The organism is Neobacillus ginsengisoli, assembly GCF_030813055.1.
In genome coordinates, this window is record NZ_JAUSTW010000005.1 from 204,411 (window position 1) to 220,019 (window position 15,609).

Genomic DNA, 15,609 nt, shown 5'->3' on the forward strand with positions numbered 1-15,609 from the left:
CAAGCGACGCCGTCGAAACTACTTCCCTACGCTGGTATCATCCAGATCAGGTTCAAAGGGTCAAAGAATTTCACGCATTCTTCTCTCAGTCCGAACCATCGGACCCCCCTAGTAGAGCATATGAAACTAATTTTTAACTTTCGTTTTGATACTAACACAGTGCTCACTATTTGGAAAGTATCTTTTTTAAAAATGAGAATTTTCTCCTATGGATTTCTTTCATTTTAATTTTTGGTTTCTTCTGATCCAAAATTACCACTTTGATGCATAGAGGCTAAAAGTTGTTTAATTTGAATTAACTCCCCTTCGATCCGATGAAGGTGACTTTGCATATCATCAATTTCCTGTTCGGCTTTATAATTTATTGCAAAGTCAATAATGGATTCGTGTTTATCACGGGCAGCCTGCCTATTCTGACTCATCATGATTACAGGGGCTTGAAAAGCAGCAATAAAGGATAAGCATAAATTCAATAAGATAAAAGGTGGTTCATCGAAATGAATTTGTTTGGTAAACACAATCGTATTCCAAGCTATCCAAACAGCAAGAAATACTCCAAACCAAATAATAAATTTCCAACTTCCGCCAAATTCAGCAATTCGGTCTGCAAGACGGTCTGCTCTCGTTGTTCGTTTGACATATTCTTCATCGAGATGAGTCATGATACTGCTTTCGTAGTTATCCACCAATCGATCAATTCGCTGTGCATCATTTTTATTAATTTCAATATCAAAACCTTGAATAATTGACGCGTCGTCTTTGATTTCAGGCTTCACATAAAAAATCTTTTTTTTACTCAATGTTTTCATTCCTTCGTCTAGAAAAGCTTTGTTCTTTGTAAAATAATTTTTAAACAAGGAACGTACCTTTATTTCTGTAAACTTTTAAAAATGTGCATTTTAACCTAAGTGATTTCGTTTTTTTTCGCAAAAATATATTGTCCAAATGTTTTTCTAATTGATAATATAATTCCCAGTAAAATCATATTTGAAAACAAAGAACTTCCTCCATAGGTTAGAAAAGGTAATGAAATTCCTTTAACAGGCATAATCCCAACAACCATCCCGATATTTTGAAAAATTTGGACTGTCATACTAAATGCTATTCCAGCGCAAATATAGGTACCAAAGAGGGTCTCGGATGTATGCCCGATTACAATGATTCTGTAAATTAACAGGAAGAACAAAGTAATGACAATAGATGCACCAAAAAATCCGCTTTCCTCCGCTACCGTGGAAAAGATAAAATCGGTATGTTTTTCAGGAATATAGACATTGCCATGCATGATTCCTTTACCGAAAGTTTCGCCACTCCCAACTGCTAAAAGAGATCTTTGGGTTTGATACGCCTGATCACTGTTTCCCGTTGGATCTAACCACCCGATGATTCGCTCTTGTTGATGCGGCTTTAATAAGGGAATTAACTGTTTATAAATAACGTCTGGATGGTAAAAATACAAATAAACGAGCACACCCATGATTAGAAGTGGAACTATGACCAAAACAGCAACCAATCTTTTTTTAAGTCCAGATAAATATAGCATGCTCGCGATGGCAATAAAATATAGGAATACCATTCCTGTATCCGGCTGCTGGTAAACAAAAAAAGATGGTGGGATGGTTACTAGCAGGATTTTTCCGATGAGAAGTAAATCAGTTTTTATTGTTTTTGTAATGTAAGTAATATTATGCTTAGAAATTAAACTAGCAACTAAAATAATCAGTGAAATTTTAAAATACTCTGATGGCTGTATGGAACCTAAGACAGGGATACTAAACCATCTTTTGGCCCCGAGTATCGAGGGTGCAATTGAACTTGGCGCAAATTTCAAAAAGATTATTGAACAAAATAAAATAATATAAGAAGGCCAAGCTACTCTCTCTATTTGATCAACATCAAGCTTGGCGACACAAATTAAAAGGACAAATCCGATGATGTAATTAATCCCCTGCTTCATTGCGAAATTCTGTGTTCCATATTCACCTGTTTGTTGACTGCTATAAATAAATATTAAACTAATAAATAAAAACGCAAACAAGATTAATAGTATTGTACCATCTAATCTTCTTAAAAAGTTGGATGTTTTCATATCTTCACCTTAATATACATTTTGTGTTTGACTCATGATGTTAAATAAATTTATACTCATCTTTTTACTGATACTAAACCTAATATAAGTTGTAAAGCGATTGCATCATCTAAATACCCAATTGGAAAAATGTAGTCCGGAATCACATCTACCGGTAAAATGAAATATAATAGTGCGCTTCCCATTAGGGCGAGTTGAACCGGGGTACCCTTCTTCATGCTAAATTTTACAAACATTTCTTTTAAATTGTTAATAAATGGGCCAATGCTGCCTACCTTTTGAAGTTTTTCCTCAAAACCCTTAAGAATAGTCTCTTTCCCCTCATCTGTTTGTGCGTATTGTATATAATTTGCTAGTTGTTGTTCCACACTTTCAATTGAAAATTTTTTGTCATACATATTTGAGTTTTCGAGTATTTTTTGAATGCTCTCGATGGACGAATGAAAATCATCAGTTAGTTCCGTTTCATTCTTTTGTTCGATAGGATAACCTGCAGCCTCAAATAAATCAGCAATAGGTACTTCAAGACATCTAGCAAATTTTTGAATGTGATCTGGATTTGCTTTACGTTTACCATTTATTATCCGTGAGATAGTAGCTGTATCAATTTCAGTAAGTTCACTAAGCTTCCTCATTGATAAAGACTTTTCCTTCAATAAATCCTTTAGAAGCAAACCAATGCTACTAAACTTATTGACTTCAGACATACGCTAGTTTCCTTTCATTATTTTTTTCTTATAGTAAATTGTTTAGCATTTAATAAGGTTTGTATTCTTTAAAAATATATATCACCGTTGACATTTCGTCAACAAATCAAAATTGTTGTTATTTAACATAAATTTTTCAATATGGGATTAATAGACAAAACAAATCTATTAAATGAATTTCGCTTTTATGTTGACAATTTGACAATAACATCATATATTTTCACTAGTTGATAAAAAAGGCTATTTTATCGTTTTGCATAATATCAACTCGTTTTCAGAGTACATTGAAACTACTTCGAAAGCAGCCACTCTAAAAATGATTATGAATGCTAACTTGTTAGTTTAATAGGCTTCCATTAGAATCATATTTTTATCAAATTATTTAAAAAGGAGATGCATCATGGAACTACAAACAACTAATCCAGTCAGTACTACACGCACAAACCGAAATCCAAAACCAAAACGAAAACTAAAACGTATTTGGCGAGTATTTTTAACGGTCTTTTTAATCCTCGTCTTAGGTGGGGGTGGATTTTTATACGGTACAAATCAAGGATTACAAATACGTAGAATGTTATTAGGGACGGTATTTTCAACCTACCATCCACAATACGAAAAATATTTGAGACTTTTATTACCACAATCGGAAATCGATGCGTTATACAATGCAAGGAATCATCCACAAGCTGTACAATCAACGATTGCAAAAGGAAATAAATCTACTTTTAAGAAAAGTTCATCCGAGAACATCCAAGTGGAAACGGTAAATGCTCCCAATTACACGGCAAAAATAATGATAATTCCTGATCCAACAACAGTTCACATTGAGGGAACAAAGTTTTCAGACAAAGGACAACCTCTTTCTGATTTAATTAAAGAAAATAATGGAATCGCCGGGATCAACGCTGGTGGATTTTTTGACCCTAGGGGAAATGGGTCCGGTGGTGATATGATAGGAATTGTTATTAGTAACGGAAACATCCTTTCGGTTCCAAAGGGTGGTAAAAACGTGCCATCACTTGTAGGTGGATTTTTAAAAGATGGTCAATTTATTACCGGAAATTATTCGACCAATCAATTATTACATTTAGGAGTGAAAGATGCTGTAAGCTTTGGCCCTCAACTAATTGTTAATGGAGTAAATCGTGTTACTCCAACTATTAATGGTGCATGGGGCTGGGCACCGCGAACAGCTATTGGTCAAGAAACAAACGGAAGTATTGTAATGATCATAACTGATGGCCGTTTTTATTGGGATAAAACCCATCGCGGTGCTTCTATGTCAGATATGGCTCATTTATTTGAGAAATACAATGTAACCAATGCAATTGCAATGGATGGCGGCGGTTCTACTACGATGATAAAGGATGGGACGCTTCAATTAAAACCTGCAACTAACACGGATGTTGGAATGCGTTACCTGCCAGATGCTTGGGTGGTCATTCCGCATTAATTAAAAGAGAGCTTCCATTTTAATTTAACACTGTTAAGTAGACCAAATAAAATTAATCCCTCTTCTTCAGTTGCTAAAAAAAGTAGTTGAATGATGAGGGATTATTATTTTAAAAGAAAGGAAGAGATTATGTTTAGGAAAATTCTAAAATCGTATGATTATTCTTTAGTAATTGCTGTGTTTCTTTTAGCTGTCTTTGGTTTAATAATGGTCTATAGTGCGAGTATGGCTATGGCAGTCCAAAGATACGGTGTTTCCAGTGATTATTTTTATCAAAAACAAAAGCTCTTTCTAATTGTAGCATTTTTTGTATTTCTACTTACCGCTTTATTTCCTTACAAGGCTTTGATAAACAATAAAATACTGGGAACTATGGTTTTTGGATCATTGTTTCTTTTAATGGCACTATCTCTCTTCGGCCATGTGGCAGGAGGAGCACAAAGTTGGATTAGACTTGGTCCAATAAGTATTGAACCTTCAGAATTTGTTAAGCTTTGTGTCATTATATATTTATCTGCTGTTTACGCCAAAAAGCAAGCATACATAAATGAATTTAATAAAGGAACTGTCCCTCCGTTAATCTATTTAGGGCTAGTTTGTTTATTGATTGCAAGTCAACCTGACTTTGGTACTGTTGAGCTGATTTTATTATTTTCGAGTTCAATTATTCTGTCATCAGGAATAAGCTTTAAAAATATTAAAAAACTTATTATTATGGCATTAGTTTCCATAATACCAATCATTCTTATATTTCATAATAAAGTTTTTACATCTAAGCGTATGGATCGATTTTCTGTCCTAAAGGATCCATTTGCTGCTGCGAAAACATCCGGTTATCACCTGGTAAATTCATACATAGCAATAGGATCAGGTGGTATTAATGGCTTGGGGTTAGGTAAAGGCATTGAAAAATTAGGTTATTTACCAGAACCACATACTGATTTCATTATGGCTGTTATTGCAGAAGAGTTAGGAATATGGGGTGTTGGTTTTGTCATTATTTCTCTAGCCTATATCGTATTAAGAGGGTTTATTATTGCAACGCGTTGCAAGGACCCATTTGGAAGCTTATTAGCCATTGGTATTTCAAGTATGATTGGAATTCAAGGCTTTGTTAATCTTGCAGGTGTTTCCGGTATCCTCCCGCTTGCTGGTGTACCGTTACCGTTTGTCAGCTACGGTGGATCGTCTTTGATTCAATTAGCAATTGCTGTAGGTATTTTAGTTAATGTTTCCATGTTTGTTAATTACGAAAAAAAATATAAAACTGAGTCAGGAGCTTTTAAGATAGAAAAAAGGGTTAAAAAGGAAAACGTATATAATTTGAGAAACTAGCAGAGACAATTTAGTCTCTGTTTTTTACCTATTTAACCAAATATAAATTATTTTTTTCGATTTTTAGCTGTTTTAAATTTTGATTAATCAGGAAATATGCTGCTTTCTAAGAATAAAAGGTAAAATAAGAGAAAACGTGGGTTGAAGGAGATATGAATGAGCAGAAAAACAGCAATCGTAACAGGTTCCTCTAGTGGTTTTGGGCTTTTGTGTGTAATAGAACTGGCAGTGAAAGGCTATCAGGTCATCGCGACAATGAGAAATTTGAACAAGTCAGCTCCTTTGTTAGCAATGGCAAAAGACCAAAATGTATCGGATTTAATAGATATCCAACCTCTTGATGTCACTTTAACTGAGTCTATCCTTGAATTGAAAAACTATCTGACTCGTATTTCTTCAATTGATGTTCTTGTCAATAATGCAGGACTGGCTGTCGGAGGCTTTAGTGAAGAGCTTTCAGTTGAAGCTTATCGGAAACAATTTGAGACCAATTTTTTCGGAGTTATCGCAGTTACGCAGATGGTCCTTCCGTTTATGAGAGCTAACGGTCAAGGAAGAATCATCAATATAAGCAGCATCAGCGGGCGGATGGGATTCCCCGGATTATCTGCCTATACATCCTCCAAGTTCGCACTTGAAGGTTTTAGTGAAAGCTTAAGGCTGGAAGTTAAACCATTTGGCATTGATGTCATGTTGGTTGAGCCGGGCTCTTATGAAACCAATATTTGGTCAAGCATCGAAACAATAAATAATGATCAAGAGTCTCCATACCTGCCCTATATGACAGCCCTCTTAAATGAAATAGAATCCAGAAAAGCAGAACATGGAGATCCGCAGGATGTAGCAAAATTGGTTGCTCAAATCGCCGCACAAACAAAAAGCCCTGACCTCAGATATCCAATTGGTAAGGGCGTTAAAAAGAATCTTTTTCTAAAAAACATGCTTCCCTGGAAAATGATTGAACGTGTGATTTTAAAACAGATAAAATAATAATTCTGTTGAAAAGGAGCCTGAAAGCTAGCTCCTTTTACCACCCTTGCCGTTCGCGCAAAGAGTTAATATGGGCCAGGTGATGCTGACAATGCCATGCGTAAAGACCAATATTTAGCCCTAATGAGATTTCACCGGAATCAGGGTGAAGAAAGGTTTTTTCTAAATCATCCGGGCCGAGACTGCGCAATAAATTTACCCACCGATTATGTAGTCCTTCTAATAGTTTTAACGATATCTCTACCGGCAGCTTAGAATCAGGGAGTTCCGCCCATTTATCTTCCATATACGGCTTGATAGTAGGAGTATCTTCCGTTAATGCTAACTTAAATCGAACATAGCTGTTCAAGTGGCTATCCGGAAGATGGTGAACTACCTGCCGAACTGTCCATCCTCCCGGGCGATAAGGTGTATCCAGTTGCTCATCATTTAACCCTCTAACAGCATCTCTTAATAGCGACGGTGTCATTTCAATTACATTAATCCAGTTTTCAATCAATATATCACTAATTCCTATTTGAGTATTAAAATAACCTATTGGGTACCTTAAATCATTCATGTATGATTACCTCTCAATTCATATCTAGTTTTATAAGAAAAAATAAAGCTGCCTTAAACGACAGCTTCGATGTCACCTAATTATTAGTTTAACTTAACTTCATAATTAAGCAGCTTTTGTTTAAATTCGGTCAAAACAGTGATTCTTTCTTCAAAATCTACTTGTTGGGCTTCTTCCCATAGTTCAAGGTCCGCTCCAAGTTTTATTAATTCAATTGCATTTATCCGTACTTGTTCCTGTAGGCAATTCTTCTCGAGCTGTACAGCAGCCAATCCGATAAAAACTAACGAAATTACTTCTAAATCTTCCTCTAAATTTAATTCATCAATATACTCTTCTAAAATGTTTTGTGTTGCATCTTCAGTTGATAGACCTTCTTCCAGGTAGTTAATAAAATCCTCTCGAACATCACATGTAGTTTCAGCATCAAAAATCCCTGTACCCCAAGCTCCCATTTATACAACACTCCTTTTTCATTTTAGTCGTTATATGCTGTTAATAGAAAAAAGGCCATAATGGTGACTTTTTCTAGCACATACATACATTATTATTCTTCGAATATTATAAAATACCTTTATAAAAAATTAATCTTGGTAGGAATTTTTTGTATAAGTGAAGAATGATTATTATTACTATACTTTAGGTTTAAAGGGGTGGAAATTTATGAATGTCAATATTCGTGCTATTCAAATCCAGGATGCTAAGGGAATCCATCGTATTTATACACAAGAGGCTGTTCTTCAATACATGGTTTTTCTTCCAAGTATGCGAGTGGACGCAGTAGAAAATAGAATTAGGAATTTGGGTCCAAACCAATTTGAATTTGTTGCTGAAATTGATGGCAACGTTGTTGGATTTGTAGGCTTAACCCAGGGGCAAGGTCGAAGGTCGCATGCAGGAGATCTATTCATTGGAGTTGACAGTGAATATCATAACAAGGGTATCGGGAAGGCGCTATTAACAAAAATGCTGGATCTTGCTGATAATTGGCTCATGCTTGAAAGGGTTGAACTTGGTGTGCTCACCATAAACCCCGGAGCTAAAGCACTGTATGAAAAGTTTGGATTCGCCGTAGAGGGTGTTAGAAAAGGTAGTTTAAAAACGGGTGGCAAGTTTATTAATGAAATCATCATGAGTCGATTCCGTCCCAACGGACTTCTCGCAAATGCTTTGTCATTATAACTAAAGGAAAAAATGTATAACCGCTAGGAACAAACATCCCGGCGGTTATTTATTTGAATTATCCTGTTTAATAACATAAGTTTTATTATAAAAGAAGATTACTTACTCACTGCTTTAAACTGATTTTTTTGGTGTATATTCACTGATCCAAGCTTGTTTAGTATTTTCGGAAGTAAATTCTGTAAGTTCAGAAATTGACGGAGGATAGGGACTTTTTCGAATATGTACTAAAAGTTTGGCCATTACTTTATCGAATTCCATCTCAGAACAATATTGAAACCAATAGGATACCGTCTCATCCTTTGTCATGCAATAGGAATAAACCGTTTCAATTAACACCAAAATCTTGAGAACCTCTTTTTTCGTCAAGCCAGCCCCTCCTCCCATTCACAAAATAGCCTCTCCACACATTCTGTCATTCATTCTTAATTAGAATATAAGGATTTTTGTCGCTTGGAAAATAACTCCTAAATATTTCTTTTGTTCACTTTGTTATAATAAGGAACATCTAGGAGTGGAAATTATGAAAATTTTTAAATACATGATTGTTTTTGTCGTGATCATTGCTTTTGGTGTTTCTGCATGGATTTATTATCCGCAATATCAAATTAATAAAATGAAAAAACAAGCTGATTCTGTAAACACCTACGCTTCAAAAGTCTCATATATCAATTATTTTCGAAACTCAAAAGAACCCCAAATTTATCATCTGGGGTTGGGAGATTCTGTTATTCGCGGTGTGGGTGCCCGACAAAATGAGGATTTAGTCTTTCAATTTTCAAACAAATTAGAAATCAAAATTCATAAAAAGGTTGTATTCCAAAATGAAGGAATTAATGGAATTACAAGTAGTGAATTAAAGTCACTTGTCCAACAAGGCAGGTTTGACGAGGAAATCAAAAAGGCAGATATTGTAACGATTAATGTTGGCGGCAATGATATTTTACGGGTTGCAAAGGGTTGGAACTTCCATAACGTTTTCCAAACATTTGATCAATTACAATCCACCTTTTCAAATAATCTGAAAGTAATATCAGCGAGAATTAATGATCTAAATCCAAAAGCCACCATCGTGTTCTTAGCATTGTATAATCCATTATCTCCATCCAATCAAATGTATTCCTTATCGAATAAATTGCTGCCAAATTGGAATCTAAAAATATATGAGGTTGCGAATCACTCCCCTTCCTCCATCGTAGTAGAAACAACGAGTGTGATTAACGGTGACAATCCGCAAAACTTATCTTCTGATGGAGTCCATCCCAATTCGGCGGGATATTCGGCCATTTCTGAGCAAATGATTTATCAGTTTAAACATCAAAATAGAAAAACATCAATATAAAACGAAGGAGAGCAACTCTCCTTCGTTCTTTAAAAGGTTAAATTTAAAATACAATCGTTTTATTTCCGTGAACGATAATCCGATCCTCTAAGTGCCACTTTACCGCCCTGCCAAGAACACTTCGCTCTACCGTACGGCCGATTTTCTTTAATTCCTCCACATTGTCACGATGGTCAACACGGTGTATATCCTGTTCAATAATTGGTCCTTCATCGAGATCGTTGGTAACGTAATGAGAAGTCGCTCCAATCAATTTTACCCCGCGATGGTAGGCGCGTTCATATGGCTTTGCCCCGACAAACGCAGGAAGGAAGGAATGATGGATATTAATGATTTGGTTCGGATATTGTTTCACAAAATTCGGTGTTAAGATTTGCATATAACGGGCAAGGACAATTAAATCGATATCGTATTCAGCTAATAGCTGTTGATGTCTTTCTTCTGCTTCCATCCTATTTTCTTTACTTGCCGGTATGTAATAGAATGGAATCTCTAATCTTTCTGCCTCTACCCGGGCATCTTCATGGTTACTGATAATTAATGCCACATCAGTCAAAAGGTCACCGCTTTGCCATTCCCACAAAAGCTCACGTAAACAATGAAGCTCCTTTGAAACAAAGATGGCTGTCTTTTTGATTTCATAGGCATAGGTAAAGGACCATTCCATTGAGAAGGACTGAGCAATATCTTCAAATTGACTCTCCATTGCAGCAGATTTTTGTCTTAAGTCAGGGCATTCAAAGACAATTCTTATAAAAAAAGTTCCTCCCTGAGGATTTGTCGAATATTGGCTTGACTCGATAATATTCGCATCTTTTTCATATAAAAAGCGTGAGACAGCCGCAACAATACCCGGGGCATCAGGACAGTTAATTAATAAACGACCCCTATTTTGATTTTGTGCTTGATAATTTTTAATTCTTTCTTCTACATAACCTATCACTTTTATTTCCTCAATTCTACAACTTTTTTACCATTATACAGAAAGTTCTCAATAAGATGAATCTTTTTTTGTGATTATCGCGAAAAAATTTTTCATCATTTCCTATCCAAGCAGCTTCAGGCAGATATGTTTGATTCAAAGAAATTTCATTCAAAAAGGTAATATTTTCTTGGTTGGTTTCATAAAATGGAATATATGTTCGTATAAAAGGAGAGGATGTTGTTGAAAAACAATGATTCTTTGATTACAGGAGAAATGTTGCGCAGATATTACGAACTAAATAAGAAGAAAAAAGAAATTGAGGTAGAGATGAATGAATTAAAAGATGTATTCCATCAATATTTTGATAAATTAATAGGTTCTAATGATAAAGGGGAAATGACGATTAATGGCTACAAACTGCAAAGACAGATGAGAAAAACAGAGAAATATAATGAAGAAGTCACGATTAAAAGGTTAGAGGAATTGCAAATGAATGATCTCATTCAGGTGGTTAAAAAACCGGATGATCGTAAAATCAAATCAGCTCTTAATCTGGGATTATTGAATGAAAAGCATTTAGAGGGCTGTCTGATAACGACTTACTCCCCGGCGATTTCAGTAAAAACCTTAACACCAAGATAATTGCTTTAAATAATAATCCCCTATTCCACTAAGGATACGGGGATTATTATTCTTTTATGATCCGTTTTGGATGAGTATAAACGTTAAGCGACTGATTTCGGATAAAACCAATGGTCGTGATCCCCAATTCTTCTGCTAGCTCTAAAGCCAGTTCGGTCGGTGCTGATTTTTTACTAGTTTCATACTGTTTTCCCTATGATGTGATGTTTTTATCAAACACAAACACAGACACGGCTATATCCTCTTTCACTTTAATATCTGAAAAAAGATGAATCAATTTGGCGCCAACAACCTTTTCCAAGCCTTCAGGAAGATTGACAGAATAAACTTCTTGAATCATTTTAGTTCTGGCCAGATGAACCATGTCCTTCCCGTCCGCTGTTTGCGATATGAATTTTTCAGTTGGCGTCAAATTTCCATAAAGAGTTGAAATCGCCATGTTCTCGGCAAATACGGTATGGATTCTTTCAGGACCTTTTCCAAATAAATCTTTTCGAAGCTTTCGAATAATATCATTAAATTCATGAACCATTTTAGACATGCCTAAATCCCCCGTATTGATTTGAAAATTATAATGAGTAATTAACTTTTAATAATAAAACATCATTTTAAAAAAATAAATAAATAAATAACGAAAACTTTTAATTTTCAGTATTTATTGCGAATATTTCATGTAAACGCTATAATAATAGTGTTAAAGATGGAATCGATATATAGACTGTATTGTCTCTATCATGTTGTCCGTAAAATTGGATTGGTTTATTTGCAAGGACTGCTGATACACTACTCCACCATGAACTCATACTGCCTGTTTAAGAGGTATGTGTCTTCATGGTGGAGTTTTTTATTTTCCTAAATGGAGGAGGCCATAGCCATGGACGTTAACATCGTGAATATTACAATCGATAACAAAAAATATACGGCAAAGTCAGGTTCAACGATCTTGGAAATCATCAATCAAAACGAGATCCCCCATCCACAAATTTGTTACGTTCCCGAAGTTGACCCAATCGAAACCTGTGACACTTGTATCGTCGAAGTGGATGGAAAGCTGGCACGGTCTTGTTCTACTACCGCTGTAAATGACATGAATATATCCCTTTCTTCCAAACGTGCTAAATCCGCACAAACAGAAGCAATGGACCGGTTATTAGAGAACCACTTGCTTTACTGTACGGTATGTGACAATAACAACGGAAATTGTAAATTGCATAATACCGTTGATTTAATGGAAATCGAGCACCAAAAATATCCTTATACCTTAAAAGCTGCCTCAACAGCCGTGGATATGTCACATCCCTTCTACCGCTATGACCCAAACCAATGTATTGCCTGCGGCCAATGTGTGGAAGTATGTCAAAACCTTCAGGTGAATGAAACGCTGGCCATTGACTGGAAGGCAGATCGTCCCCGTGTAATTTGGGATAACGGAGTTCAAATCAATGACTCCTCCTGTGTAGGCTGCGGTCAATGTGTCACGATATGCCCGTGTAACGCGCTAATGGAAAAATCGATGCTCGGTGAAGCGGGATTTATGACGGGACTGAAGAAGGACCTCCTTGAGCCAATGATTGATTTAGTAAAGGAGGTTGAACCGGGATATAGCGGAATTCTTGCGGTATCAGATATTGAAGCGGCCATGCGTGACACAAGGACGAAAAAAACAAAAACCGTTTGTACCTTTTGCGGCGTCGGCTGTTCTTTCGAGGTTTGGACCAAGGACCGAAAGATTCTTAAAGTACAGCCGTCCCATGATGCACCCGTAAATGCGATCTCAACCTGCATTAAAGGAAAATTCGGCTGGGATTTCGTCAACAGTGAAGAGCGCCTCACAAAGCCGTTAATCCGTAAAAATGGTGCATTTGTGGAATCAACTTGGGCAGAAGCACTTGATTTAGTGGCAAGCAGATTAGGTTCCATTAAACAAGAATATGGACCAGGTTCTGTTGGATTTATTTCTTCGTCGAAAATTACCAATGAAGAAAACTATTTAATGCAAAAGTTAGCCAGACAGGTGTTTGAAACAAACAACGTAGATAACTGCTCGCGTTATTGTCAATCCCCCGCAACGGATGGATTATTCCGAACCGTTGGCATGGGCGGTGACGCCGGAACGATTAAAGATATTGCTAAAGCAGGACTTGTTATCATTATCGGCGCCAACCCGACAGAGGGTCATCCCGTTCTTGCTACTCGGGTAAAACGTGCCCATAAGCTTCATGGCCAAAAACTAATTGTTGCGGATCTTCGTAAACATGAAATGGCAGAACGTTCCGATATCTTTATCAGTCCAAAACAAGGAACTGACCAGGTGTGGCTGATGGCGGTATCGAAATACCTGATTGATCAAGGCTGGCATGACAAAGAATTCATCGAAGAAAATGTGCATTACTTCGAAGATTTCAAAAAGGTCCTTGAAAAATATACCCTTGAATACGCTGAGGAAATTACTGGAATTTCTTTAGAAACCTTGATTCAGGTAGCTGAATTGATTCGAGATGCAGACGGTACGTGCATTCTTTGGGGAATGGGCGTTACCCAAAATACAGGAGGCTCTGATACCTCTGCAGCGATTTCAAACCTTCTTCTTGCCACGGGAAACTATCGCCGTCCTGGCGCAGGTGGCTACCCGCTGCGCGGACATAATAATGTCCAGGGCGCTTGCGATATGGGAACCCTGCCAGGCTGGCTTCCGGGATATCAACACGTTACTGATGACATTGCTCGCGAAAAATTTGAAAAGGAATACGGCGTAAAGATTGATGGACTACCGGGACTGGACAATATTCAAATGCTTCATGAGGTTGAAAAAGGCTCCATGAAAGCAATGTATTTAATCGGAGAGGATATGGCTTTGGTCGACTCCAATGCTAATTATGTTCATGAAGTGTTATCCAGCCTTGATTTCTTTGTAGTTCAGGATATTTTCTTTTCGAGAACGGCTCAATATGCGGATGTCATTTTGCCTGCAGCCCCTTCACTTGAAAAAGAAGGAACCTTTACCAATACCGAGCGACGTGTCCAAAGATTGTATCAAGCACTCCCGACGCTGGGAGATTCCAAGCCTGACTGGTGGATCGTCCAAGAAATCGCCAACCATTTAGGTGCGGGTTGGAGCTACAAGCATCCAAGCAATATCTTTGCGGAAATGGCCAGCCTCACCCCTCTTTTCGGAGATGCGAGTTATGAGGTTCTTGCGGGTTGGAACAGCTTTTTATGGGGGAGCCACGAAGGAGTTAGTACCCCGCTTCTTTATGTAGACGGATTTAATTTTCCTGATAAAAAAGCTCGGTTTGCTCTATCAGATTGGGTTGTCCCTGCTGAATTCCCGGAAGAATACGACCTTCATATCAACAATGGGCGGATGCTTGAGCACTTCCATGAAGGAAATTTAACAAACAAATCAAAAGGAATTCAAGCTAAGGTACCTCAAGTGTTCGTTGAAGTATCACCTGAGCTTGCGAAAGAACGCGGCCTACAGGATGGTTCCCTTGTCCGCTTAGTCTCCCCTTTTGGTGCACTGAAATTAAATGCACTGGTGACCGACCGAGTCAAGGCTAATGAGCTTTATCTACCGATGAATTCAGTGGATAAAGATTCTGCGATTAATTTTTTGACAGGCCCGGCGAAGGATGTTCGGACAAATACTCCAGCTTATAAGCAAACAAAGGTACGAATGGAAGTATTAAGCGTAACCGGTGAACAGCCACTTCCGAAAACGAACCCTCGTAACAAAAACCGCTTCCCGCAAAATGGTGTGGAAGTCGAACAAAAGTGGAAGCGTCCGGGTTACGTTCAGTTAACAGACTAATGAGGAGGTATTGTATGGCACAGCCCATTACAATCATAAAAAAAGAAATCCCAACTGTGGAAGAACAAGCGGAACAAAAATTAGCTTCTTTAAAAATGCTCCTAACTGAAAATGAAGATGCATTAAATAAAATCATGGATATTGTCGGTGAATTACATCAAAGCGGTGTCCTTGAAGCTGCCAATGCGATGCTTCAAACGAAGGAAGATATCGCTAAAATCGCCCTTCATCAAGTGAACCGTGAACCGGTCACAAACTTTATCAATAACTTTTTAGGGGCGTCGGTGGCATTCACAAATTTCAAGCCGGAACAAACGACGAAACTCGTAAGCAGTGTTGCTTCAGGAATAGATGAAGGAAATAAATATGTACAAAGTAATAAAAAAGTGGGAATTTTGGATTTGATGAAGGTTTTAAACGATCCTGACATCAATCGGGCAATTGGTTTTGGAATACACTTCCTTAAAGGGATGGGAAAGAGTTTAAAAGAGGAATAGGTTTGATGAAAATTTAGTAGATTAACTGCAACTGGGTTTTCAAGGACAAAACCCAGCAAGTGGAAGGGAAAATTGTC

16 protein-coding genes, 1 pseudogene and 1 riboswitch are annotated in these 15,609 nt (G+C 37.1%); of the genes and pseudogenes, 8 read left to right on the forward strand and 9 right to left on the reverse strand.

The genetic code is table 11. From position 1 onward, the window contains the following. Positions 1–6: 6 nt before the first annotated feature. Positions 7–120, reverse strand: a riboswitch (TPP riboswitch). A 104-nt stretch (positions 121–224) separates the two neighbouring features. The 3 genes from J2S10_RS16370 to J2S10_RS16380 all read right to left on the reverse strand — a co-directional run bounded on the left by J2S10_RS16370 (position 225) and on the right by J2S10_RS16380 (position 2,796). Beyond that, positions 225–800: a DUF1003 domain-containing protein gene (locus tag J2S10_RS16370; RefSeq protein ID WP_307409670.1), complete on the reverse strand. Its 576-nt coding sequence runs from the start codon at positions 798–800 to the stop codon at positions 225–227. Positions 801–904: 104 nt separating this feature from the next. Next, positions 905–2,089, reverse strand: a complete 1,185-nt coding sequence (locus J2S10_RS16375; RefSeq protein ID WP_307409672.1) for an FtsW/RodA/SpoVE family cell cycle protein — start codon at positions 2,087–2,089, stop codon at positions 905–907. A 56-nt stretch (positions 2,090–2,145) separates the two neighbouring features. Beyond that, the gene (locus tag J2S10_RS16380) at positions 2,146–2,796 is read right to left on the reverse strand and encodes a DUF1232 domain-containing protein (protein WP_307409673.1); all 651 of its coding nucleotides are present in this window, start codon (positions 2,794–2,796) and stop codon (positions 2,146–2,148) included. A gap of 400 nt (positions 2,797–3,196) precedes the next feature. On the opposite strand from J2S10_RS16380, the gene J2S10_RS16385 reads away from it, so the two are divergent. From J2S10_RS16385 to J2S10_RS16395, 3 genes are all read left to right on the forward strand, one after another. After that, positions 3,197–4,249: a phosphodiester glycosidase family protein gene (locus tag J2S10_RS16385; protein ID WP_307409675.1), complete on the forward strand. Its 1,053-nt coding sequence runs from the start codon at positions 3,197–3,199 to the stop codon at positions 4,247–4,249. Between the two features lie 129 nt (positions 4,250–4,378). Next, the gene (locus J2S10_RS16390; RefSeq protein ID WP_307409678.1) at positions 4,379–5,584 is read left to right on the forward strand and encodes an FtsW/RodA/SpoVE family cell cycle protein; all 1,206 of its coding nucleotides are present in this window, start codon (positions 4,379–4,381) and stop codon (positions 5,582–5,584) included. 156 nt (positions 5,585–5,740) lie between these two features. After that, positions 5,741–6,574 (forward strand): SDR family oxidoreductase, encoded by an 834-nt coding sequence (locus J2S10_RS16395; RefSeq protein WP_307409680.1) that lies wholly within the window; start codon positions 5,741–5,743, stop codon positions 6,572–6,574. A 37-nt stretch (positions 6,575–6,611) separates the two neighbouring features. Here the strand turns inward: J2S10_RS16395 and J2S10_RS16400 are convergent, their stop codons facing one another. After that, positions 6,612–7,133: a YfiT family bacillithiol transferase gene (locus J2S10_RS16400; RefSeq protein WP_307409682.1), complete on the reverse strand. Its 522-nt coding sequence runs from the start codon at positions 7,131–7,133 to the stop codon at positions 6,612–6,614. Between the two features lie 83 nt (positions 7,134–7,216). Further along, positions 7,217–7,588, reverse strand: coding sequence for a DUF4259 domain-containing protein (locus J2S10_RS16405; protein WP_307409684.1), 372 nt, complete (start codon positions 7,586–7,588; stop codon positions 7,217–7,219). Positions 7,589–7,796: 208 nt separating this feature from the next. Here J2S10_RS16405 and J2S10_RS16410 point away from each other — a divergent pair, with 208 nt between their 5' ends. Further along, positions 7,797–8,315, forward strand: coding sequence for a GNAT family N-acetyltransferase (locus J2S10_RS16410; RefSeq protein WP_307409686.1), 519 nt, complete (start codon positions 7,797–7,799; stop codon positions 8,313–8,315). A 114-nt stretch (positions 8,316–8,429) separates the two neighbouring features. Here J2S10_RS16410 and J2S10_RS16415 read toward each other — a convergent pair whose 3' ends face one another. Further along, on the reverse strand, positions 8,430–8,684 hold the full coding sequence (locus J2S10_RS16415) for a replicative helicase loader/inhibitor (RefSeq protein WP_307409688.1): 255 nt from the start codon (positions 8,682–8,684) through the stop codon (positions 8,430–8,432). Between the two features lie 154 nt (positions 8,685–8,838). On the opposite strand from J2S10_RS16415, the gene J2S10_RS16420 reads away from it, so the two are divergent. Further along, on the forward strand, positions 8,839–9,657 hold the full coding sequence (locus J2S10_RS16420) for a GDSL-type esterase/lipase family protein (protein ID WP_307409690.1): 819 nt from the start codon (positions 8,839–8,841) through the stop codon (positions 9,655–9,657). 43 nt (positions 9,658–9,700) lie between these two features. On the opposite strand, the gene purU is transcribed toward J2S10_RS16420, so the two are convergent. Further along, positions 9,701–10,600, reverse strand: a complete 900-nt coding sequence (purU, locus tag J2S10_RS16425) for a formyltetrahydrofolate deformylase (protein ID WP_307409692.1) — start codon at positions 10,598–10,600, stop codon at positions 9,701–9,703. Positions 10,601–10,816: 216 nt separating this feature from the next. On the opposite strand from purU, the gene J2S10_RS16430 reads away from it, so the two are divergent. Next, complete coding sequence (locus J2S10_RS16430) at positions 10,817–11,224, forward strand: hypothetical protein (RefSeq protein WP_307409694.1); 408 nt, start codon at positions 10,817–10,819, stop codon at positions 11,222–11,224. Between the two features lie 46 nt (positions 11,225–11,270). On the opposite strand, the pseudogene J2S10_RS16435 reads toward J2S10_RS16430, so the two are convergent. Then, positions 11,271–11,393: pseudogene (locus tag J2S10_RS16435) on the reverse strand (formate dehydrogenase accessory sulfurtransferase FdhD); the annotation flags it as partial. A gap of 24 nt (positions 11,394–11,417) precedes the next feature. Beyond that, positions 11,418–11,765, reverse strand: a complete 348-nt coding sequence (locus tag J2S10_RS16440) for a Na-translocating system protein MpsC family protein (RefSeq protein ID WP_307409696.1) — start codon at positions 11,763–11,765, stop codon at positions 11,418–11,420. Positions 11,766–12,098: 333 nt separating this feature from the next. Between J2S10_RS16440 and fdhF the strand changes: the two genes are divergently transcribed. After that, a complete protein-coding gene (gene fdhF, locus J2S10_RS16445) occupies positions 12,099–15,035 on the forward strand; it encodes a formate dehydrogenase subunit alpha (RefSeq protein ID WP_307409699.1) in 2,937 nt (978 codons plus the stop codon). Positions 15,036–15,049: 14 nt separating this feature from the next. Next, a complete protein-coding gene (locus tag J2S10_RS16450; RefSeq protein ID WP_307409701.1) occupies positions 15,050–15,532 on the forward strand; it encodes a helical membrane plugin domain-containing protein in 483 nt (160 codons plus the stop codon). The last annotated feature ends 77 nt before the right edge of the window (positions 15,533–15,609 follow it).